This window comes from Enterococcus canis NBRC 100695, from assembly GCF_001544375.1.
Classification (GTDB): domain Bacteria; phylum Bacillota; class Bacilli; order Lactobacillales; family Enterococcaceae; genus Enterococcus_H; species Enterococcus_H canis.
Window position 1 is genome coordinate 1 of record NZ_BCQJ01000007.1, and the last position, 22,072, is coordinate 22,072.

Annotated in this window: 21 protein-coding genes; 9 read left to right on the forward strand and 12 right to left on the reverse strand. The window is 37.1% G+C overall.

The annotated features are described in order from the left end of the window. From ECA01S_RS10300 to ECA01S_RS10340, 7 genes are all read right to left on the reverse strand, one after another. Positions 1-516 (reverse strand): super-infection exclusion protein B (locus tag ECA01S_RS10300; RefSeq protein WP_067395234.1); only part of this gene is annotated, 516 nt, incomplete at its 3' end. 68 nt (positions 517-584) lie between these two features. After that, complete coding sequence (locus tag ECA01S_RS10305) at positions 585-1,769, reverse strand: hypothetical protein (RefSeq protein ID WP_244874966.1); 1,185 nt, start codon at positions 1,767-1,769, stop codon at positions 585-587. Between the two features lie 303 nt (positions 1,770-2,072). Beyond that, positions 2,073-3,857 (reverse strand): retron Ec67 family RNA-directed DNA polymerase/endonuclease, encoded by a 1,785-nt coding sequence (locus ECA01S_RS10310; RefSeq protein WP_067394991.1) that lies wholly within the window; start codon positions 3,855-3,857, stop codon positions 2,073-2,075. A 1,444-nt stretch (positions 3,858-5,301) separates the two neighbouring features. Further along, positions 5,302-5,514, reverse strand: a complete 213-nt coding sequence (locus ECA01S_RS10325; protein ID WP_016173375.1) for a hypothetical protein — start codon at positions 5,512-5,514, stop codon at positions 5,302-5,304. A gap of 274 nt (positions 5,515-5,788) precedes the next feature. Beyond that, positions 5,789-6,715: a hypothetical protein gene (locus ECA01S_RS10330; RefSeq protein ID WP_067394994.1), complete on the reverse strand. Its 927-nt coding sequence runs from the start codon at positions 6,713-6,715 to the stop codon at positions 5,789-5,791. Further along, complete coding sequence (locus tag ECA01S_RS10335) at positions 6,705-7,412, reverse strand: ATP-binding cassette domain-containing protein (protein WP_016173373.1); 708 nt, start codon at positions 7,410-7,412, stop codon at positions 6,705-6,707. The genes ECA01S_RS10330 and ECA01S_RS10335 overlap by 11 nt, the downstream gene beginning before the upstream one ends. Further along, complete coding sequence (locus ECA01S_RS10340) at positions 7,375-7,896, reverse strand: hypothetical protein (RefSeq protein ID WP_016173372.1); 522 nt, start codon at positions 7,894-7,896, stop codon at positions 7,375-7,377. Before ECA01S_RS10340 ends, ECA01S_RS10335 begins: the two co-directional genes overlap by 38 nt. 201 nt (positions 7,897-8,097) lie before the next feature. Here ECA01S_RS10340 and ECA01S_RS10345 point away from each other — a divergent pair, with 201 nt between their 5' ends. The 5 genes from ECA01S_RS10345 to ECA01S_RS10365 all read left to right on the forward strand — a co-directional run bounded on the left by ECA01S_RS10345 (position 8,098) and on the right by ECA01S_RS10365 (position 12,393). Continuing rightward, positions 8,098-8,946, forward strand: a complete 849-nt coding sequence (locus ECA01S_RS10345; RefSeq protein ID WP_067394997.1) for a helix-turn-helix domain-containing protein — start codon at positions 8,098-8,100, stop codon at positions 8,944-8,946. Positions 8,947-9,316: 370 nt separating this feature from the next. Further along, positions 9,317-9,667, forward strand: a complete 351-nt coding sequence (locus ECA01S_RS10350; protein ID WP_016173370.1) for a hypothetical protein — start codon at positions 9,317-9,319, stop codon at positions 9,665-9,667. Positions 9,668-9,871: 204 nt separating this feature from the next. Then, complete coding sequence (locus ECA01S_RS10355) at positions 9,872-10,717, forward strand: rolling circle replication-associated protein (protein WP_067394999.1); 846 nt, start codon at positions 9,872-9,874, stop codon at positions 10,715-10,717. Between the two features lie 39 nt (positions 10,718-10,756). Further along, on the forward strand, positions 10,757-11,032 hold the full coding sequence (locus ECA01S_RS10360) for a helix-turn-helix transcriptional regulator (RefSeq protein WP_060815436.1): 276 nt from the start codon (positions 10,757-10,759) through the stop codon (positions 11,030-11,032). Between the two features lie 65 nt (positions 11,033-11,097). Then, on the forward strand, positions 11,098-12,393 hold the full coding sequence (locus tag ECA01S_RS10365; protein ID WP_067395002.1) for a site-specific integrase: 1,296 nt from the start codon (positions 11,098-11,100) through the stop codon (positions 12,391-12,393). Between the two features lie 22 nt (positions 12,394-12,415). On the opposite strand, the gene rpsI is transcribed toward ECA01S_RS10365, so the two are convergent. From rpsI to ECA01S_RS10380, 3 genes are all read right to left on the reverse strand, one after another. After that, on the reverse strand, positions 12,416-12,808 hold the full coding sequence (gene rpsI, locus ECA01S_RS10370) for a 30S ribosomal protein S9 (RefSeq protein WP_067395005.1): 393 nt from the start codon (positions 12,806-12,808) through the stop codon (positions 12,416-12,418). Positions 12,809-12,823: 15 nt separating this feature from the next. Beyond that, positions 12,824-13,252 carry a 50S ribosomal protein L13 gene (gene rplM, locus ECA01S_RS10375; protein WP_082703296.1) on the reverse strand — a complete coding sequence of 143 codons (429 nt, stop codon included), beginning with the start codon at positions 13,250-13,252 and terminating at the stop codon, positions 12,824-12,826. Positions 13,253-13,418: 166 nt separating this feature from the next. Next, positions 13,419-13,811 (reverse strand): hypothetical protein, encoded by a 393-nt coding sequence (locus tag ECA01S_RS10380; RefSeq protein WP_067395010.1) that lies wholly within the window; start codon positions 13,809-13,811, stop codon positions 13,419-13,421. Between the two features lie 173 nt (positions 13,812-13,984). Between ECA01S_RS10380 and ECA01S_RS10385 the strand changes: the two genes are divergently transcribed. Beyond that, positions 13,985-15,196: an argininosuccinate synthase gene (locus tag ECA01S_RS10385; protein WP_067395013.1), complete on the forward strand. Its 1,212-nt coding sequence runs from the start codon at positions 13,985-13,987 to the stop codon at positions 15,194-15,196. 11 nt (positions 15,197-15,207) lie between these two features. Next, the gene (gene argH / locus ECA01S_RS10390; RefSeq protein ID WP_067395016.1) at positions 15,208-16,590 is read left to right on the forward strand and encodes an argininosuccinate lyase; all 1,383 of its coding nucleotides are present in this window, start codon (positions 15,208-15,210) and stop codon (positions 16,588-16,590) included. Positions 16,591-16,640: 50 nt separating this feature from the next. On the opposite strand, the gene ECA01S_RS10395 is transcribed toward argH, so the two are convergent. After that, positions 16,641-17,294 carry a TMEM175 family protein gene (locus ECA01S_RS10395; protein ID WP_071858981.1) on the reverse strand — a complete coding sequence of 218 codons (654 nt, stop codon included), beginning with the start codon at positions 17,292-17,294 and terminating at the stop codon, positions 16,641-16,643. A 164-nt stretch (positions 17,295-17,458) separates the two neighbouring features. Here ECA01S_RS10395 and brnQ point away from each other — a divergent pair, with 164 nt between their 5' ends. Then, complete coding sequence (brnQ, locus tag ECA01S_RS10400) at positions 17,459-18,805, forward strand: branched-chain amino acid transport system II carrier protein (RefSeq protein WP_067395019.1); 1,347 nt, start codon at positions 17,459-17,461, stop codon at positions 18,803-18,805. A gap of 201 nt (positions 18,806-19,006) precedes the next feature. Next, positions 19,007-20,482 (forward strand): helix-turn-helix domain-containing protein, encoded by a 1,476-nt coding sequence (locus ECA01S_RS10405; protein ID WP_067395022.1) that lies wholly within the window; start codon positions 19,007-19,009, stop codon positions 20,480-20,482. A 36-nt stretch (positions 20,483-20,518) separates the two neighbouring features. On the opposite strand, the gene lysS is transcribed toward ECA01S_RS10405, so the two are convergent. Then, complete coding sequence (lysS, locus tag ECA01S_RS10410) at positions 20,519-22,057, reverse strand: lysine--tRNA ligase (protein ID WP_067395025.1); 1,539 nt, start codon at positions 22,055-22,057, stop codon at positions 20,519-20,521. Positions 22,058-22,072: the final 15 nt, after the last annotated feature.

Sequence of the window (22,072 nt, forward strand, 5' to 3'; positions counted from 1 at the left end):
AGTACTTTCAAAATAAGCTAAAAGAGCCTCCTTTTCTTTCAATTCATCAACTACCCAAGGTTGTAATAAATACGGAAATTTAGCAGTATTTAAGTTGGATACCATATATTGATTAGTTGCTTTTCCTATAATCATTTCACTTTCAATTTTTCTTACAGCTCCATCATTGATAGGTAACAAATTCGTATAATTTTCATTTTCAAATAAACTTAATACAATACATATCTCATATGGACTTAACTTTCTTAGTCGTTTTTCAGCAGTTTTATAAAATTGTTTTATATTCTTTTTTTTCAATAAGAAGTTAAATATTTGGATAATTAAAGTAACAGTTAAAATAGCTGACGACACAATGAAAACTAATCCAATTATGAATCCGTATTTATTAACAAAAAATGTTAGATGAAGTTTTTTTAGAAATTCAATTGGTAAGAGAAGCATTAAACCACTTGATAAGGACAGTGCTGATAATATTTTAATTGGTAGATTCAATATATCTACGATATTTAAGTTCACTCTCAAATCAATCCCCCTGATCTCACTATACCCTAAATACTATTTTTAATATAAATTATTCCATTACATCAAAGTTCATATTTAATCAAATCTCTAATGATCTGATCAATCATTAAGAACGACTGATCTATTATTGATATCAAAGAATTAAAATCTATCATAGTACAATATTCTAGCATTTCTTCAAAATAATGAAGCGAATCATTAAATATAGATATTGGAACATCCTGAATGTCGTAGTGAAATATATTATTTCTCAACTTGTTTTCAAAAGTGAAGATTCTCTCCTTTTCTTCAATTATATTTTTTATATTACTAATTTGATTTTTATTAATATTGTATGAATACCTTTTTAGTATTAAAGATAAGCAATTAACACTAACAAGGTAAGTTTGTAATTTTGATCTGAAATACAATGCTCCGGACGTCTGAAAAACAATAGGTAGCACCTTATTTACAAAATTATTTTGACAAAGTATATTGAATAAAAATAATTGAGTATTTGTAGGTAAACAACCACCCAATAGATTTTTTCTTTGTTCGTCATAAAAAAAATAATCATGATGACTAAGTCTATTTAATTCTAAAATTAAGGTCTTCTTTTTATCGATACCACTTTGAAAGGACGGAGTCACCACACAATTAATCAATGATGCTATACATTCAGAGTACTTAGTCAAAAAAAGAGCTGAATTCTTTTGTAAATTAGTTAATGATGTCGCAGAATTAAAATCTATTATTTTTTCTAAATAGATACTAAGTTGACTTGTATTTCCATAAGGAATACCATCCAATGTAAATACGCCTAAATCTCTCTGCCCAAATAACTCAACAAATTTTCTTTGTATAAAATTGTATTCCGTTTTTAATAAATATAGCCTTTTCAATCCATCATCTTGAAGCTTATTATTAATTTTATTTTGCTTTTTATCCGAATATAATTTATAACTGACTCGTGTTGACTTTACAAGTTTATCGAAAGAAATATTTTCAATAAAAGAAAGTTCCATGTCTATATTTTGTGATTGAAAGAATGATAACCAGCCATCACAGACCGAGGATAAGAATGGTATTATAGAAATGCTAAGTTCCTCCTGCTGTTTGAATCTTGAATTAACTAATTGATGAATAATTTGTTTTGCTTCAGCAGATTCTTGCGAAAGCAATATGAACGAAACTTTTTGTAAAGGTTCTATAATTATATACTCCCCTTCGATTCCTATATTTACCAGTGTTTTCGGTAAAATTTCCATCATGAATACACTAGAATAACTGTAAACGCCGAATAAAATAACCAATTTTATTTTTACCTCAGTAAAAATATTTATATACCCTAGCGTTCTTTACTTAACATTTTTCCTATATATTAATTTTCAAAGAAGAAGCAAGCGTATTTTTTAGACTCTCAATCTATAAAACTCCTTTTATATCAAGGAGTTAGGAGTATCCATATTACATCAAAATCAATTAAAAAGGATTTCTGTGGACAATAGTTAAACCAATTTGAACCACGATGGTTACAGTTGAATACAAAATTTACTATGTTATATATACTTTTATTTACCATAATCGGAGATTATTCTACTTAAATTATTTAACATAGGGCGAAAATTTTCAAAATCTATATTTTCAAAATTATCTAGCACATATTTCGAAAAAATCTCTTTTCCATAGAAATTATTCTTTTCAGATATGCTTTTCTTTGAAAAAGATTTTCCTCCAATTTTGTGTTCTAACGTTTTTTTATCAAACAAATCCTCTATCTCGTTTTCTTCGGCTTTGCCAATTAATTGATTTGTTAATACATATAAGTTTTCTGTAACTCTTAATGATCCATTATCTTTTAATGATTGCATATTTTTCTTTTCGTTAATGTAATTAATAAATCCCCTCAATGGTTTTTTATCATTATTAAGTTCATTATCAAAAATGAAAAACGTTGGATTACTAGGTTTACTTGTACTTAAAAAATTGAAATATTCAAGATAATTAGGGTATAATTTATTGTTCTTATCACTAAAAAAATTATACAAATTTTTCATAGCATCAGCACCGTCAATGGGTAAATTAAAAAAATACTTTAATCTAGAGATATCTTTATTTCCCTTTTTATTGACTCTTTTCAAAAAATGCACCTTAAATTTATAGTCATTTCCATTCTTTTCAATTAGGATAGGATAATCCTTATACATTTTTTTCAATGCTGCTTTTAAATACCTTATATCTGTTTTTCCTTCAGTTACTATGGTGGGGATCTCATTACCATAAAAATATTTGTAGTACAAAAATTTTTGATATTCTTTTTCTCTTGAGTTTAAATTTAGTAACATTATTTGATGATTATTTTCTACTTTTATAGTTGATAAAAGAAATTTTTGGTACTCTATATTATTTTTGTTTAACGAAATTTCATACTCTAAACCATTGTTATACTTATCTAATTGGTTTATAAATGCAAATCTACCTTCTAGTTGATTTATAGTGCCACTCTCACCATCTATCAGAAATTCTCCAGTTGTATAGAGTTTATGGGCCATCGCTCGGGTATTTTTATAAAACTCTTTGGATACATTCAGCTTTTTATTCACAGTTAGACCAGTAACTTCTTGGCGTGAATTACTAAACTGCAGTCTAGTTTTTTTAGCATTTATTTTGAATCCAGCACGAATTATTTCTTTCTCAAGTTTATCTAAAAAAAACTGTTCTTCATCAACAAACGAAGAACTATTCGTTGAAAAAGTTAAATCATCCGCATACCTTGTATAGTCTAATCTATATTTTTTAGCTAACTTCAAAAGCCTAAAATCCAATATTCTACATATTAAATTAGAAATTATTGGTGACGTAGGTGCTCCTTGGGGCAATCTTCCTTTATAACAAACTAAACGAGCAATAACTAGAGCAACTTCCTTTGGAACTTTAAAATTTTTATTCTTTTCAAAAAAGCCTTTCACTCGGCCAAAATGAATACTTGGAAAAAAATCTTCCAAATCTAAATTTAGCACTATTTTTTTATTTCTATGTATTTTAGCATTAGTAATGATACTTTTACTTTCTTCAAAACCATGTGAAATATTAGGTTTAGTATTATTTAATCTCCATGATTTTTTTTGATTAGCCCATAACAAAATAGCTAGACGTTTTTGCACAAATTTCAACTCATCATTAGGAGCATCTATTTCTCTCTTATCACCATTTTTTTTGAGTATGCTAAATGTATGATAAGCATTCTCTGGACCCTTTTCTTCCTTGTTATAAAGTAAATATGTCATATTTTTTTTAGGAATATTCAATAATTTGAATAAATCATCTTGAGTCTTAATATCAGTGAAACTAGCCATAGTATCCTCCTACAAAAAGAATCGTGCGTGGCTACTCATTAGGCCCACTGCGTAGAAAAAGGATCATAAATTGCGGATTACTAAGGCTATTCTCCCTAGCAATTTTGTCAAAACTTGCGAAACACAAGTACAAAATCTAGCCACACACTATTAAAATTTTATTTGAGACCCCATCAAAAGTCAATAGCTGATAATTCTCTAAACAATTTATCAGTTTATCTTCAGATGCTGTTTTTATAAGTTTGAAAATATACACCATCACATATAGAATCTGATAACAGAAATAAAAGTGATCTCTAGTATTCACATTTAGCTACTATCTGAAAAAGACGCCCGCAGTACGCTAATGTTTTAGAAAAAATACTTCACTACTTATTTCTACTTGTTATCCTGGCTTAAATCGCCTAACACACAAATCCATCCAATAATAAAGCATATCGAAAACAACCCACTCAATATTCCAATTAAATACTTCCGTTTTATAATTAAATAAATTGAGAAGCCTGCTAATATAATGCCACTTACAATCATGACAGATAGAATTTTTTTAACTTTATTTTTAAATTCTTTACTCATATATCCCATATCACTCTCTATTCTCAATAATTAAATAACGAATTAAGCAAATATATTTAATTTTCATTCTTCAATATCATCTTTATATTCAGTATACTGAATCATTACCTCAGAAATTTTTTCTTCATTTCCTTTAAACCTCTAGGGTTCTACTAAAATTTTCATTTCGTTATCTAGCATTTCAACTCGATTTTCTAACAAAGTAACTTTTGGATTAAAGAAATATCTAGAAATTCAATAAAGAGAATTCTAGATATTTCAAGTCACCTATTTATTACTTTTAGTTGATTTGTATACTAAGATAAATCCCAAGATACTCGTAAAAATTATAGTATAAATACCTGCTTTACTTATTTTTTCATCTCGAAGCTTAGCAATTATTATCCCAATAATATTTGATATTCCCAAGAGTATTAGAAAACTAAAGAAAGGATGTTCCTTTAGAAATAGTCTTAAGAAACGCATCAATAAGTCACCATCTTTTAGTTATTTAGTTGAATATTTTGCAGCACCTGCATTCTTTTGCATCATAAAATAAAATCCTACAACTATTTTTGCTAGTATCTCATTTTTTGGATAAGGCATTTTCTTAAGTGAGTTCATCCAATACCGATTAGAAGCGCGCTAATTGCCCAAGTTGGAATACCTAAAGTTCACTATTTAAATAAATAGTCACCTACAACATCACTCCTTGAGTTAATCAAAAAAACTTTACCCAATTTTTCATAATTACTGTTTAACAAATTATGTGGCATTCATAATAACCAACGCCGTCAAACAATATTCTTGCCCAAGCAATACAACATCTGTTTTTTATTTAAGCTAGACAAAAAGAGTCCCTACATATTTTTAAAATCAAAACAATTAATTACAAGTAGAACTCAGTGAAAAATAAAATAATTGATCCTAAAACAAAGATATAAAGATTATTACCTATTAAAATTGCGGCCATAACTAACCAACTTATAAAGAAAAAAATTCGTTTATTTTTATTCCATGATATCCACTTATCTCTATCAATAGCTACAAACATACATACTAAAATTGGAATAATTATTAAATTAGAAGCTGTCTCTAACATCTCTCCTCCATCAGCTTTCTTTTAGATTGAATAAAAAATGATTGAAACATGTGCAATACCGATTTTTTAGTCAAATTTCTTTAGTCAGATGCACAATTTTTATTTGCAAATAACCATCCTGTTAGTACGGCTGGAATACCAACAAAGAGAATCATCGCTATTCCAGAAAACATAAGTTGATAGGCTATGAAGAAGCAAACAAGTGTTATTACTAGCATTAATATGTGCAAATTTCTTTTAAAAAACAACATGCCATTCCATCTTTCCATATTTTTTATTTTTCTTTGCGAAGCAGTACTACTTCCATAATAAGGATATAGAACACTAACAAAACAAAAGGAATAATTACTATCCACGATGTAAGAGATATAACACTACCAGTAGCTATATTAAAAGTAGATGCATTTGTATTAAAAACTTTTAGATAAATGTTGAGTACGATATTCTTAAAATCGAATCTTCCTAAAATTGGTAAAAATAAATTATACGCGCTTAACACAAATATGCTTATCAAAATATTTTTTGTCACTAAAGTTAAATAAAAAGTAACAATAAAATAAAGTAAGCTAATTCCAAAAATAAACAGAATCTGATATAAAGCATTACTTAAATAGGAAATTTTTCTGAGATTATCCAGGTTCACAATAGTATCAACTTTCATCGGAAAGGTTAAAGAAGTCAACAATTGTATCATAATAAAAGCCATTATCGAAATAAATAATATACTGAAAATAGACACTGCACTGGCTATTAATTTAGAGCGATTGATTTGCCATTGCGACATAATTGTTCGATGAACTTTTTGTGTTCCATACTTTACTTCAGCATTTGCGATAATAGCCCCATAAACTCCACTCATACACGGAAAAATGATAAAAAATGACGATGATAATAGTTGATTGACTCCATTTTTCGGAAACATTGCTACTAAACTAGCTTGATAGGACATGAAATAGTATTTTAGTGGATTATTAATTACTTCCATATTTTGCAGTTGATCTATTTTAAAACTACCTTCTAGCAAACCTTTAATATCTTCTCCGTTTGCATTTGCATCTTCTATCGCTTGATAAAAACTACTCAAGTTGCTAGTTAAAAAGTTTCTCTGTGATAGATACATCATTACAACTAAAAATATCGAAATTCCTAAAAAAATCAGATAAACTCTAGCTTTCCATTGGTAGTGTAATTCACTCAACAAACAAATCACCCTCTTTTACGTTAGCAAATAAACTCCGAACTTTTTTATCAGGTACCACTTCTATAGTCTTATTTTTCACCCATAGCTTTTCATTACAAATATCTAGATACAATTTTTCATGTCCACTCATAATAATGAGTGATCCCTGCTTTTTTAGGAATTCTATCGTTTTAAAAAGGACAACACGATTGCTTTGATCTAGTCCATTTAGCACTTCATCAAGCAAGAGAATCTTAGAGTTTAACAATCTTGCAAGTAGTAATGCTAACATTTTCCGCTCTCCTAGGGAATAGGTGGCTACTTTTGACTTACATAGCAATTCATTATTTAGATATTGAACATCTAAATTTTCAATCTGATGTTTTATCTTCATATTTTTAGTAAAGAAAATTATATTATCTAACCCCGTCAGATTTGAAAAAAAAGGCGTATCGTCAAAAATACAGAATTGATTAGAGTCTGCTTTATAAATTTCCCCTTCAAATTTTTCTTGCCCTAAAATACATCGAAACAATGTAGTTTTACCAATTCCATTTTCTCCGTAAATATAGTAAATTCTATTTTGATAAAAATCCATGTAAACATTTTGAAAAAGAGCCTTGTTTCCAAAGCTCTTCGAAAAACCACTCAATTTCAACATAGGTTCATTACTCCCTGTATCAATACCAACTACTTGAGCCATTACCATGGACACCATAATAGTCAGTAAAATCGTAGTTATAAATTGTAACGTCTCCCCATGGTGATACTACGCCAGCACCAATAGTTTTTTCTCCACGCCATTTGTGTGTCGAACTAGAGGTACTATAACGGGTAATTCCATTTTTCCTAACAATATTTGGAAAAATCCATCCCACTTCTTGTCGACCACTACTACTAGTAACTTTTCCTCCACTGTAATTAAAACTAATTATATCTTTCGACCACATCAGTGCGGACCCACGTTTAAAAGTTACTGTTCGACCTGCTCGCATTTTTTGATCAATATTTTGTTCTTTCTGTTCAGTAAAGTTAGTAATTAAATCTTGAATTTCAGTTGGAGGTACTTCTACATTTTTACTAGTAACTATTGTTTTTCCACATTCTTGTGTTTCATTCTCAGCCGCTTGAGACGATAGAGGAGCCATTACAGTTCCCGACAACATCACTAATCCCATTAACATCTTTCCACTTAATTTCATTTAATTTTCCTCCTTTAATAAAATGCCACATCAATTATCCAGACTTGCACCTACAAGCCAAAGAACTAATTGCTGGATACCTTCTAATAAACCCATTACCTTTCTCCTCTCTAATTATTTTTACAAATTTATTTTACAATGGCATTTATCCAGTTTATTATTTGGTTGCATGGATGCACACATTATCAGGGAGGAAATATTATGAGATGGGATTTTGGTAAAGTATATAAAACAATTCGAACCGGTAAAGGCCTGTCTCAAAAGGACGTCTGTCACAATCAAATAAATAGGACAACATTGTCACGTATTGAAAATGACAATCAAAATACAAGTTTTGAATCAATGCAGTATCTTCTTGATCAGGTAAATGTTTCTTGGGATGAATTTCAATATATTTGTAATGAATTTCAACATAGCAGCAGAAACGACATTATCAATGAGTATTACACTATTGTTTCTACTGCTGAAATCAAGAAAGTCAGGAATTTACAAGTTCGTTGCGAAAAATTTCTAAAGACAGTAGAAGATAATAAAATTAGAGAAATTCATTTTGTACTGTCTGCACTCTCAAAACTAGAAACTGATTGTCCTAATCAAATCGACGCTACAACAAAGGAATTGGTATCATTGGTTTGGAATCGATTATCTAAAATAGACATCTGGACCTATGATGATATTCGATTGATAAACGCAATCTTATATCATTTAGAATTCCCCACGATCCTGGAGCTAGTACCCAAATTGAGACAAGCTTTACAAAAATATGAGTTTTATACAAATATTGATGTATTGCACACTACTTTACTTATCAATCTTGCTTATATTTATATGCAGAATCATTACTTCTTGGAAAGTCAGGAAATTCTTACAGAAGCCTTGAACTTATCAAAAAAATTAAATAGAGTAGATTTCATTGGAATTTCGACAGTTCGTTTAGGTATATGTTCGAATGATAAGCAGCAAGTTGAAAATGGCATGCTATTGTTAAATTTAGTTGGGCATGACAATCTAGTGCTCGAATTGGAAAAAGAAATTGTTAGCTTTGCTTAACTATCAGAAATTATCTACTAACAAAAAAATTGAGAATCATTCTATATCCTGATACTAAAATACTCATGGAGCTTTTCGAAAACCCTAATTTTTCAAGAATTATCAAATACTCAAACAAAAGACGTTTGAACGAACCAGCATAACAAAGCTGAAATCGTTCAAACGTCTCTTTTATATTTTTCAAAAGATTGCCCTATCAAATTGTATCAATGTTGAAGATCAGCTAGATAGCTATCTAAGTTTTTGATGAAAAATGAATAAATCAGTATCAAAAAGCAAATTTAGATTGTTTTTATTAACGAAGGAAGAAAAGAAAGGTAGCTACCAACATTCTATGAAAACCTTCAACATATAACTAAGGAGGGCTATTATGCCAATTAAAATCAACGATCTTACCTTACCAAAAGAAAAACTCGAAAAAGAATACCAAGTCGTCAATGTTACTCGCTGGCAAAAAGACGGAGAACTTTTAGGTTGGAGTTATGAATGTATCCTACCAAAACTCCGATACGAAAAAATCAGTGTCAAAGTCAAATCTGAAACTCCTGTGATTACTCCAGAAGAACTTACCCAACAAGGTTTAGCCATGGTTACATTTGCCAATTTAGTGATTGCACCTTGGGGTCGCTCTAACGGTCAATTTGTCAGCTATGGTTTATCAGCCACGGCAGATGCGGCAACTTTGATTCCGAAAAAACAAGGCCCCACTACGCAAAACTAATTTTCCTATGGGTTTGTTGGGTGGTTAGGACGAAACGGCGAGGCAGCGCCATAGAGCCGCTTCTGTCCGTTAAGACCGCCCAATAAACACATAGGCTGGAAGGACTGCTTTGCAGGACTTCCCCTTAACTTGATTTATAGAACAACATCTAGAGAAAATAAACGGCTCATTGACAATTGAATAAACAACAAGGAGTGATGATTTTTGAAGGCTTATAATCAGAAAATCATTGAAACTCCCACGTACCTTGAAATTTATGATTATGAAGCAATCATTACTCCGAAACAAAAAGCAGACGAAAATAAAACCAATCCAAAACGAAAGAAAGAATTAGCTTGGCTTTATGAAGAAGAAAACACCATCACTGACAAGAGAAAAAACTATGATGAATTATCTGCTCAAGGACAATACGACAGCTTAAAACGAAAACAAAAACACTATCAAAATATGCGATTTGAAATTGCTCGACTCGTGGATATGAACTTTGACAATCAGACAAAATTTTTAACCCTCACTTTCAGAGAAAACATTCAAGACATTGCCTATGCGAATAATGAATTTAATAAATTTATCAAACGACTAAACTACGAACTCTATCACACAAAAAAATCTAAGCTAAAATACCTTGCCACGTGGGAAAAACAAGAACGAGGCGCCATCCATTACCACATCATCCTGTTTGACTTTCCTTTTATCTCTATCAATCGCCTTACTACCATCTGGGGACATGGATTTGTCAAAATCAACAAGATTGATGTGGATAGTATCGAAAATCGCGGGCGCTATATCAGTAAATATTTCGATAAAGACTTGGATTTGAAAGAGCATAAGAAAAAAGCGTTCTTCAAGTCGCGCAATCTCAAAGTACCCAGCGTCACAAAGCAACTCGTGGATCAACCTTTTGATACCACCAATCAAGACGTACTTTATACCAATGAGTATCTTGTAAGACGTCCGATATTTTATAGTGCGATAAATGAAGGTGGGAATCCTGAACAAGTGATGGATTTTCAAGAAAGCTCTGTTCGCTATACCAAGATAAAAAAATAATTCATTATTCCCTACGCAAAATTCAAAGGAAGTGAGAATATGACCGAAATGAAAATTTTACTCAGCGATGATCAGATGGGCATCATTTCTACTCAACTATCTGATTTAATCACAACTGAAATCGAAAAAATTAAGACACAGGAAAACCTGCAACACCGCTATATGAATAAGAAGCAGACTTGTAACTATTTACAAGTTTCCAATAATACGTTAGATGGCTGGATTAAAGATGGCTTGCCCTTCATTCAAATCCACGGTTCAAATAGATTTGACCGTATCGCCATTGATCAATGGCTAGCAAGCCTAGCAAAATAATTCCGACATCGTTATACTCCATATATAGTATTTGATTTCGGCTCGCAAATTCGGAGGGAAATACTATGGCAATTAGCAAAACAGAAAATGAGACTTACCGTTTACGGCTTTACTATCCACAAGATATCCAAGAGATGATAGGTGTAAACAAACTTTATTCCAAAACTTTCAAAACTAGAAAGGAGGCAAAAGAAGCAGAAATTGATTTTTATGCCAAAATTAAAGAGCTACGGGAAAACAAAGAAAAGAATGCTTTTGAACTAGGTGGCGAAGCACTGTTCAAAGATTTCTATGAAGATATCTGGATTGATGCTTATACAGCTGGCTTAACTTCTCGAAACACAAAGTCTCCTACTCCTGTCACAATCGCGAATACAAAAGATATTTTTCGACTTCATATCTTACCAATGTTTGGAAAATACACATTGAACTATCTGAATCAAAACAAAGCCTTTGTTCTAAAAATTATGACTCAAAAGGCTGCCGAATACGCAAACTTCAAAATACTACGTAGCTACGTTAATTCTATTTTTGATTGGGCAGAAGAGCTTGAATACATCGAACGGAATAAACTAGAAAAATCGCTCAAACGGATCAACGCTACTAAGAAAAACCAACTGCAAGAAGCTAAAAAAGAAGAAGACTTGTACCTTTCCTTTGAACAACTTCAAGAATGGCTAACTGCCGTCCAAAGTGATTATGAAAGTGGGCAATTGACTTTACAGGACTATGTATTATTTCTGACTACCTTCTTTTTATCTGATCGAAAATCAGAAACTTACGCTATCAAATGGAAGAACGTGAATTTCACTACTTCCCAGATTACGATTGGTAAAGCCTTGGATAAATTTGGCAATGAAAAAAGCACAAAAGGGAATAAAACGACAATTTTTCATATTCCAAATGAACTAAAGCAATTACTTCAACAGTGGAAAGTCCAGCAAAAAGCAGAACTAGCTCAGTTTGAAATCGAACAAACTGAAGAACAGCTTCTCTTTACCTTCTTTGATGATAAAGGGAATATCAATCAACGGCTTCATACAGATTATTTAAATTACCGTATGAAATCCATTGAGCGACGACATAAACACCTTACCCATGCGACCCCACATAAGTTACGACATACTGGGGCAACTTTAGCCAAACAAGCTGGTGTCGCTCTGGAACAAATTTCTGAAGCCTTGACTCACAGCGATACCAATATCACAAGAACTTATGTAAATACACCAAACGTCATTCAAATGCCCATTGGTGAAATTGCCTATCGTAAATTGTCTCAAAAAGAGTCAGACCGGAATGGTGTCAACAATGGTGTCAACTCAAAAAAAGACGCTTCGCAAAATGAATTGCGAAACGCCTGAAAGTACTGATATGAAGCTGTTTTTAACGTTTTGAAAATTGAGATGCTTTACGAGCTTTTTTAAGACCTGGTTTTTTACGTTCCACCATACGAGCGTCACGTGTAAGTAGGCCAGCGCGTTTTAATGCTAGACGGAAATCAGGATCTACTTCTAACAATGCACGAGCGATACCATGACGGATCGCGCCTGATTGTCCAGCGTAGCCTCCGCCGTTTACGTTTACGAAAACATCGTAAGCGCCTTTTGTTTCAGTTACGCCGAAAGGTTGGTTGATTACTTCACGCAAGTCAGCGTGTGGGATGTATTCTTCAACGTCTTTTTTGTTTACAGTAATTTTACCAGTACCTGGTACTAAGCGTACACGAGCTACTGCATTTTTACGACGGCCAGTGCCGATATATTGTACTTGTGCCAATGAAATTCCCTCCTATTAGATTAAGTTTGTGATGTCTAAAACTTCTGGTTGTTGTGCTGCGTGTGGATGTTCTGCTCCACCGTAGACGTTCAACTTAGTAAATTGTTTGCGGCCTAAAGTTGTTTTAGGAAGCATGCCTTTTACAGAAGTTTCGATCAAGCGACGAGAATTTTTAGCACGCAATTCACCTGCTGAAACTTGTTTCAATCCACCAGGGAAGTTTGAGTGACGGTAGTAAATTTTATCAGATGCTTTGTTACCTGTTAATTTCACTTTATCAGCGTTGATTACGATCACAAAATCACCAGTATCCACATGTGGTGTGAATGTTGGTTTATTTTTTCCACGTAGGACAGAAGCTACTACTGTTGAAAGACGTCCTAGTGGGACATCAGTAGCGTCTACTACATACCATTTACGTTCTACTTCGCCTGATTTGGCCATATATGTTGTACGCACGTTCATTTCCTCCAATTTTCGTTTCGATGTTTGACTGACACTTGAGTTTCCGGGGCTCTTGTGGGGCAAACAATACCATCTAACATAATACCGCCTGAAAACTGTAAAGTCAATGTTTTTATTCATTTTCTGAAAGTTTTTCTAGGTGGTTTTAGGCTTTTGGCAGGTATAAATCACTTTGCCATTGCTGGTCTAACCAGCGGTGCTCACAGATTTCTGTGGGCGGCGCATCTAATTGCTGGAGGGTAGTGATGACTTGCTGCTGCAGGGCTTCTTCTGTTGCCGCTTGAAAAAGGCGTTGGTGGTAATCACCTGCGGGCAAAACTTTGGCGATGTCACTGGGGGTTTCTGTGCCAACAAACAGACTGTAATGTTCCTTAACGTTAGCTGTAAATGCTCCGCGCCAAAGCCAATAATCGGCTGAAAGTGCCAATTCACTTTTGATTTCTTGGATATCAGTATATTCATGCAAAGCGCTCACTAGACGCCATTCGCCGTAAAAAGTTTGCTGGTGGCGGTGAACCAGCCATTCAGTTTGTGTCATGGAAATCACCTCTTTTCTATTATAACGGGAATCAGCATTAAAAACAGTCACAGGCAAAACTGTATAAAAATATTTATTTTAGCTATTTTATGTATATTTATTTATAAAATAGTTGATTTTTGAATATAAGGATGCTAGTATGGACTCAATCATTCGATTCAGGAGGAATTTATATGAAAAAAGTCGTATTGGCCTATTCAGGCGGTTTAGATACATCGGTGGCTATCAAATGGCTCGTGTCTGCAGGATATGAAGTCATTGCTTGTTGCCTAGATGTCGGCGAGGGCAAAGATCTGGCTTTCGTAAAAGAAAAGGCGCTAACTGTGGGGGCAAGTGCTTCCTATACGATTGATGCCAAGGAAGAATTTGCCCAAGATTTTGCCTTGATTGCCTTACAAGGTCATACTTTTTACGAACAGAAATATCCATTGGTTTCCGCCCTTTCGCGGCCCTTGATTGCGAAAAAGCTGGTGGAGTTGGCTCATACAGTTGGCGCCGATGCGATTGCCCATGGTTGTACTGGTAAAGGAAACGACCAAGTGCGTTTTGAAGTAGCCATCAATGCCTTAGACCCGCATTTGGAAATTTTAGCACCGGTGCGGGAATGGCAGTGGTCCCGGGAAGAAGAGATTCAATACGCACTGGAACATGCGATTCCGATCCCGGCTGATTTGGATAATCCTTATTCGGTGGATCAAAATTTATGGGGTCGGGCCAATGAATGTGGCATATTGGAGGATCCCTGGGCAACACCGCCAGAAGGAGCCTATGATTTAACGACACCTATCGAAAAAACACCTAATACCCCTGATATTATTGAACTAACCTTTGAACAAGGTGTGCCCGTGGCGCTGGATGGCGAAGTTCTACCTTTAGCAGAGTTGATTCTAACCTTAAATACGCTGGCCGGAAAGCATGGCATTGGGCGGATCGATCATGTGGAAAATCGCCTAGTGGGCATCAAGTCCCGCGAAATTTATGAGTGTCCGGGAGCGATTACCTTAATGACTGCCCACAAAGAATTAGAAGACTTAACCTTTGTCCGGGAAGTGGCCCATTTTAAGCCTTTGATTGAACAGCAGTTGGCCCAAGTGATTTACGATGGCTTATGGTTCAACCCGATTACCGATGCGTTGATTGCCTTTTTGAAAACGACGCAAGCAGTAGTCAATGGCGTAGTGCGGGTGAAGCTCTTTAAAGGGCAAGCGGTTGTGCAAGGGCGGAAGTCTGCCAATAGTCTTTACAATGAGGAACTAGCGACCTATACGTCGGCGGACACGTTTGATCAACAAGCCGCAGTTGGTTTTATCAAGTTGTGGGGACTACCAACGAAAGTCAATGCGGAAGTGGCAGCAGCGCTGAAGCAGCCTGCCCACTTACAGTAAGGAGTAAACCTATGGCAAAATTATGGGGTGGTCGTTTTGAGGAAACTAGTGAGGCTTGGGTCGATTCTTTCGGGGCTTCGATCTCCTTTGATCAGCAGTTGGTCCAAGAAGACATCGCCGGCAGTTTGGCTCATGTCCAAATGCTAGGCGAAACAGGCATCTTAACGACCGCAGAAGCAGCGGAAATCGCAGCGGGCTTACAGGTGGTGGCAGCAAAACTAGCAGCAGGCACCTTAGCATTTTCTCTGGAGAATGAAGATATCCATTTAAATATCGAAAGTCTATTATTTGCAGAAATCGGGTCGGTAGCGGGAAAGCTGCATACCGCCCGTAGTCGGAATGACCAGGTGGCCACCGACATGCATTTATATTTGAAACAGACGCTTCAAACGGTCTTAGCCAAGCTACAGGCCTTACGACAGGTGCTGGTTAATCTGGCGGATGAGCATGTAGAAACGATTATGCCTGGTTATACTCACCTGCAGCATGCCCAGCCTGTTTCTTTTGCCCATCATTTGCTGGCTTATTATGGCATGTTGACGCGAGATAGTCAGCGCTTTAGCGAAAGTCTTACGCGGGTGGATATTTCCCCTTTAGGCGCCGCTGCCTTAGCGGGCACGACTTTTCCGATTGATCGTCAGCGCAGTGCTGAGTTGTTAGGCTTTGCCGCCGTTTATCCCAACAGCTTGGATGCCGTCAGTGACCGGGACTTTATCGTGGAATTTTTAAGTAATAGTTCGTTGCTGATGATGCACCTTTCGCGTTTTTGTGAGGAATTGATTTTATGGTGTAGTCATGAGTTTCAGTTTATTGAGCTAAGTGATGCTTATGCTACAGGTAGTTCCATTATGCCGCAAAAGAAAAATCCTGATATGGCGGAGCTGATCCGCGGCAAAAGTGGTCGAGTCTATGGCAATCTCTTGGGGCTATTAACGGTATTAAAGGGACTACCGCTAGCTTACAACAAGGACTTGCAGGAAGATAAAGAGGGTATGTTTGATACCGCTAAAACAGTGATTACGAGCCTTGAGGTTATGGCCGGGATGTTAAGCACCATGACCGTCCACCAGGAACAGATGGCGCAAGCAACTGAACAGGACTTTTCCAACGCCACCGAATTGGCGGACTATTTGGCAGCAAAAGGCATGCCATTTAGAGAAGCGCATGAGGTCGTAGGAAAATTAGTGCTTGCCTGTACCAAACGTGGTATTTACCTACAGGACGTGCCCTTAGCTGAGTACCAAGCCATCAGTCCCTTGATTGATGAAGACATCTATCCAGCGCTGGCTTCGAAAACAGCCGTGGCGCGGCGGCATTCATTAGGTGGCACCGGCTTTGATCAGGTCCGCTGGCAACTGGCACTGGCCAAAGAACAATTAGCAACCGCCCAATAACAGAAAAACTGTAACGTATCTCTCGCCAAAATTCGTGGCGTTAGACAACGTTACAGTTTTTCATTTTGCGTATCGGAAGGGTCGCCATGCCCATGATCGTGTTCAATGGGCACGTACTCACCGCCAAAGATGCGGTGGTACCACTTGTTGGCATCGCGGTAAGAAAAGACCCACAGTCCTGAGATAACAAAACGACCGATTAAGGCAATTGGCGGATAGAAAAAGAGGCCCATAATCAAAACCAAATTGACTACCATTGAGATTTGACTGCGGCGGTCGCGCCTCAGCACGCGGCTAACATAAGCATCTGGACCATTGGCTTTGACCACTTGCTTACAAAGTACCCCAAAGGAAAAGCTCCACATGGTATAGACAACAACATAGAAAAATTCTGGCCAAACTTCAGTAGGAAACTGGCCTACCCAACTCGTAGTGGCCGGACACAAGGTCAGCCAGAACAGCCAGAAAATATTGGCCCAAACAACGCGGTAATTGATTTTCTCTGCCATTTGAAAGACCCGGTGGTGATTGACCCAGATCACGGCGACAAAAATGAAACTGACTATATAGGCTAGTAAGGTATGACGAATATCCCAAACAGCACTAAGACTGGGAATATCCGGAAATTCGATATCTAAAACTAACAGCGTAATTACAATGGCAACGACACCATCTGTAAAGGCTTCTAAACGGTTTTTGGTCATGTTCTCACCTCTTCTCTAGTTTACCACGATTTTTAAAAAGTGGATAAAATGAACGAACCTGGTAAGCTTTTTCAGAAAATTCAGCTATTTTTTTGAAAATGAATTGTTATTCTTTCCACCTTCTGCTATTTTAAAGATAACTTTCAGAAGGAAGCTGGTGTGTTATGACAAAAAAATTGCAACTAAAAGACTATCTATATGTTGGTTCTATGTTATTCGGCCTCTTTTTCGGGGCAGGCAACCTAATCTTTCCAGTCCATTTAGGGCAAGAAGCTGGTGCAAATGTCTTTGCGGCTAATTTAGGCTTTTTAGTGACTGGTATTGGGCTACCTTTTCTAGGAGTAATTGCCATTGGTATTTCCCGAAGTAATGGGGTTTATGAATTGGCGCAACGAATCAACAAGCCTTATGGCAAACTGTTTACGCTCTTATTATATTTAACGATTGGGCCTTTTTTCGCTTTACCTCGGTTGGCCACCACCTCTTTTGAGATTGGCCTAGCACCTTTTATTGATGATTCGCAGCAAACCTTGGTTTTAGCACTATTTTCAGTACTATTTTTCGCGGCAGCCTGGGCCTTTTCTCGTAAGCCATCGCAACTGCTGGGCTATGTCGGAAAATTTTTAAATCCCCTCTTTCTCTTTTTGTTGGCGATCCTGATGGTCTTGGCTTTCTGGAAACCACTAGGGGCGGTTGGTGATGCGCCGATTCAAGCGGTTTATCAGCAGGATGCTTTCTTCAAGGGCTTCACAGAAGGCTACAATACCTTGGATGCGTTGGCTTCACTGGCATTTGGTATCATTATTGTCACTACCATTCGCAATATGGGGGTGGAAAAGCCTAGTGAAATTGCCCGAGATACCATTAAGTCTGGCGCTGTGAGTGTGATTTTGATGGGCATCATCTACACCCTGTTAGCTTACATGGGGACCATGAGTTTAGGTGGCTTTCCGCTTTCAGAAAATGGCGGTATTGCCTTAGCTCAAATTGCCAACCATTATCTTGGTAATTTTGGTAGTATTCTTTTAGCACTGATTGTAATCGTTGCTTGCTTCAAGACAGCGATTGGCTTGATTACCGCATTTGCCGAAACCTTTGTGGAAGTCTTTCCGCAAGGCTCTTACGCGATGTATATTGCGATTGCGAGTATTCTACCCTGTCTATTCGCCAATGTGGGCTTGACGAACATCATCCAGTTTTCTTTGCCGGTCCTGATGTTCTTATACCCGCTGGCTATGACTTTAATGATTTTAGTCTTATTAAGTCCCTTGTTCCGCCACCGCGCTAGCGTTTACCGTATGACCACCTTCTTCACCCTCTTTGCGGCGTTATTGGATGCGTTAAACGCAGCCCCCGCCTTCATTAAAGAGACCGCCTGGGCTCAAGCGATTTTGGCAAAAGCTGCCGCTTGGCTGCCGTTCTTCGGTATTGGCATGGGCTGGGTCACACCAGCACTCTTAGGTTTAGTGGTAGGTTGGCTGTGGTCTTTATGGAAGAAACAAGCTGTATAAATGATTGTGGTAGTTCCGTCTTCTTAGGCGGAACTTTTTTTATTTGTTATTGAAATCGGAGCGTTATTTTTTCATAAAATCATATTTTTTTCTTAAAATACGATAGCTTAAATTGGGCAAAATCTCTAGAAAGCTTTGCGTTTCGTGACTATAATCATAGCTAGCAAAACAAAAACACCTGTGATTATTAAGGAGGCCCCTATGCAATACGAAGAACTAATGATGGATACATCCATGCAACATAAATTCCGCCTGTTCCGCCTTTTACATACATACGAAACCGGCATCCATTCCATCAGCGAACTGGCTGAAAAACAAGGGATGACCTATCAAAAAGCTATGCTCCTATTGGCCGATATTGATGAAGAGTTACAACAAATTGCGCCTACTCAGTCTTCTATCTTGAAACGCAACGGGAAAGTCGACACTACGCTATTACACGTAACGGTTGACAGTTATCGCTATGCTTTGTTACAACAAGCAGTCCCTTTTCGATTGATTACCTATTTGTTGGAACACCCTGACAAAACCATTGAAGATTTTTGCGAAGTTTTCGATACAAGTCGTTCCACAGTTGGCCGCAAACTGCAAAAGCTGTCCAACTATCTTAAAACATATCATTTGCGCTTAACCTATAATCCCTTAGGCATCAAAGGGGATGAACGGATGATCCGTTTCACCCTCTTCTATCTTACTTGGTTAGGCACACGAGGCAGCAGCTGGCCATTTGCCTTAGATATTGCCATTCCGCAACAATTGAAGCAAAAAGTTGCCACGGTTTTACCTTTGTCCCAAACATACTTTGGTGAAAAGGAATTGGATTATTTTCTGGCGGTCTTCCATTTGCGCATGACGCAAGGTCACCATGTTGCTTACAGTCGTAAATTTGACTTCGTCTTGAAGCACAATCCGGCTTACCAATTCGACTGGCTGGAAAGTGAGTATGCTTTAAGTGGTAAAGAAGTCCAAGGAGAAGCCAGCTACTTGTTCCTACTAGGTCACTTTGCCCCCTTCTACACGGAATCTGGTAAAGCGATGGTTGCGCAAACGATTCAGAAATTTTCATTGCTAGACAATCCCGTGCTGAATTTCAATCAAAAATTCCTGCGCTTTGCTGAAGAAAGCTTGTTCCATTTTCAAAAGGAACATTTTGATAGTCAAACTCTACTAGGGAATTTGTTGAATCTCAGCTTCCCTTTCTATGTTTTTGAGCGGCCTTTCCCTCATTTACGCGAATTCTTACCAAAAGACACCCACTCTCATGCTTACCGACAAGTGCGGGAGCGAGTCGCTGAGTTCTTTGAACAACAATTAGCATCACCACAATACTTGTTCTTCCAAGATTCTCAACAAGTGATGATCGATTTGTACACTCGTTTAGTCTTACCGATCTATAACGATCTTATTCAACCTGAACCACTATCAGTTGCTATTACAATGGAACAAAATCAACTGATTCTGTCTCCAGTCGTCCAATTTGTCCGTAGTCTGCCTTTCATTCAATTAAAGGATTACTTTCCTAAAGAGGATTATGATCTATTGATCACTTCTTCTGCCATGATGGCTTTAAAAGACGTCCCAACCTTCTTCTGGGAATTGGATTACGGGGAAGAAGAATTGACCCGCCTATATCAACGGCTCCGTCGCCTTTATTTAGAAAAGACGCGAGTTTCATAAAAAGACTCCCTGATCTGGTACGATCAGGGAGTTTTTTTATGCTGATGGAACTAATAAACGGGTCAAACGTTCAGGGCCAACTAATGAAACCAACAAATTGATACGCGGTCCACTCGTGCTGCCTAAAACCAACTGATAAATTGCTTGGAACAAGGCTTTTTGAGCCTCACGCTTGGCTTTTTTATCGGTTTCTGGGAACAAATCATAGACCGCCTGCATTAAGTCCTCCGGTGCCTGTGCTAACAAGTCTACAAATTGATGGAGCTCCGTTTTGACGGCCGGCGTTAAGGTATCATAGGTTGTCTGATCAAAGGTTTCCCGAATCGTAGCCACCCGCTCTGGTGCATAGTGGGTTAGCCAATAGGCGGCTCTTGGTAATAATTCTTGAATTTCTGCTTCAGCTTGGCCTTCTTTTGTCAAAAGCTCGGCGACGGCAGTCTGGTCATTGCCGGTCAAGCTCAGCAGACTTACCACATGACTAAAGCTCAGACTAGCTGCTCCGTCACCGCCGGTTAATTGGAAGGTCTGGGTCAAGTTTTCATCTGCTTGACCTGCCGCCACCTGTTGCCGCAGTTGTTCATAGGCGGCATAATTACGCAAAACATCTTCATCTAAGCCTAAATCAAAGGTCGCTCGCGGTTGGTATTTAGCGTACAAATAAAGGACGACTTCTGGAGTATACACAGATAACAGCTCGTCTAACGTTAAAATATTGCCGACAGAGCTAGACATCTTCGCATGTGACCCTTTGATATTTACAAAATCATACGGCTCGTAGACCGGTGCCTCGTAATCAAATAGCTCCTTGGCAATGGCTTTGGCGACATCGAAGCTGCCATTTTTAGAAGAGTGATCCTTACCACCTGGCTCAAATTGAACTTGTTCATAACGCCACCGCATTGGCCAATCAACCTTCCAATGGAGTTTAATGCGTTGCCCCTGACCGATTTGCTGCGTACCGCTATGGCCACGGGTACAATGATAGTGAATAGAAGATGTTTCTGAATCATAGTCTTCAATCACGGTACTGTCATGACCGCAGGTATCACAGTAGAGTGAGATGGGGTAATAGGCGGCCCGCTCCGCCGCGTCCGGCGCCTCTGTCCGGAAACGGGCAATAATATCATAAATCGCCAAGCGCTCGTCCATGATATGTTTCAAGGCCTCATCATACACCCCGCCTTCATAACACTGCGTCTCATAAATGTATGCTGGTTGAATCCCTAATTTCCGTAAGCCCGCTTCAAATTGGGCTTCAAAATAAGCCCCGTAAGACGCCGCCTGTTGATCTGGACTAGGGATTTTCGTATAAGGCAGGCCAATGGCATCAGGATCGACACCCGTGACGTTGTGAGGGATTTTCCGTAAACGGTCGTAGTCGTCCCAAGATAGGATAAATCGCGGCTCTTTGCCTAAAGCCTTCAAGGCCTCTGTCACGAAAAAAGTCGTGGCGATTTCGCGGAAGTTTCCAACATGAACATAGCCTGAGGGACTAACCCCTGAGGCACAAGTATAGTGCTCTGCGTCTGGTTGTCGTGAAATGATTTTTTGTGCTGCTTCAAATGCCCAATGCATCGCGTCTCCTCCTTC

What these genes read in the sequence shown, in the direction of transcription:
- ECA01S_RS10305 (WP_244874966.1), bottom strand. Translation starts at nt 1,769, where the DNA reads ATGGAAATTTTACCGAAAACACTGGTAAATATAGGAATCGAAGGGGAG.
- ECA01S_RS10310 (WP_067394991.1), bottom strand. Translation starts at nt 3,857, where the DNA reads ATGGCTAGTTTCACTGATATTAAGACTCAAGATGATTTATTCAAATTA.
- ECA01S_RS10325 (WP_016173375.1), bottom strand. Translation starts at nt 5,514, where the DNA reads ATGTTAGAGACAGCTTCTAATTTAATAATTATTCCAATTTTAGTATGT.
- ECA01S_RS10335 (WP_016173373.1), bottom strand. Translation starts at nt 7,412, where the DNA reads ATGGTGTCCATGGTAATGGCTCAAGTAGTTGGTATTGATACAGGGAGT.
- ECA01S_RS10340 (WP_016173372.1), bottom strand. Translation starts at nt 7,896, where the DNA reads ATGAAATTAAGTGGAAAGATGTTAATGGGATTAGTGATGTTGTCGGGA.
- ECA01S_RS10345 (WP_067394997.1), top strand. Translation starts at nt 8,098, where the DNA reads ATGAGATGGGATTTTGGTAAAGTATATAAAACAATTCGAACCGGTAAA.
- ECA01S_RS10350 (WP_016173370.1), top strand. Translation starts at nt 9,317, where the DNA reads ATGCCAATTAAAATCAACGATCTTACCTTACCAAAAGAAAAACTCGAA.
- ECA01S_RS10360 (WP_060815436.1), top strand. Translation starts at nt 10,757, where the DNA reads ATGACCGAAATGAAAATTTTACTCAGCGATGATCAGATGGGCATCATT.
- ECA01S_RS10365 (WP_067395002.1), top strand. Translation starts at nt 11,098, where the DNA reads ATGGCAATTAGCAAAACAGAAAATGAGACTTACCGTTTACGGCTTTAC.
- rplM (WP_082703296.1), bottom strand. Translation starts at nt 13,252, where the DNA reads ATGGCCAAATCAGGCGAAGTAGAACGTAAATGGTATGTAGTAGACGCT.
- ECA01S_RS10380 (WP_067395010.1), bottom strand. Translation starts at nt 13,811, where the DNA reads ATGACACAAACTGAATGGCTGGTTCACCGCCACCAGCAAACTTTTTAC.
- ECA01S_RS10385 (WP_067395013.1), top strand. Translation starts at nt 13,985, where the DNA reads ATGAAAAAAGTCGTATTGGCCTATTCAGGCGGTTTAGATACATCGGTG.
- argH (WP_067395016.1), top strand. Translation starts at nt 15,208, where the DNA reads ATGGCAAAATTATGGGGTGGTCGTTTTGAGGAAACTAGTGAGGCTTGG.
- ECA01S_RS10395 (WP_071858981.1), bottom strand. Translation starts at nt 17,294, where the DNA reads ATGACCAAAAACCGTTTAGAAGCCTTTACAGATGGTGTCGTTGCCATT.
- brnQ (WP_067395019.1), top strand. Translation starts at nt 17,459, where the DNA reads ATGACAAAAAAATTGCAACTAAAAGACTATCTATATGTTGGTTCTATG.
- ECA01S_RS10405 (WP_067395022.1), top strand. Translation starts at nt 19,007, where the DNA reads ATGCAATACGAAGAACTAATGATGGATACATCCATGCAACATAAATTC.
- lysS (WP_067395025.1), bottom strand. Translation starts at nt 22,057, where the DNA reads ATGCATTGGGCATTTGAAGCAGCACAAAAAATCATTTCACGACAACCA.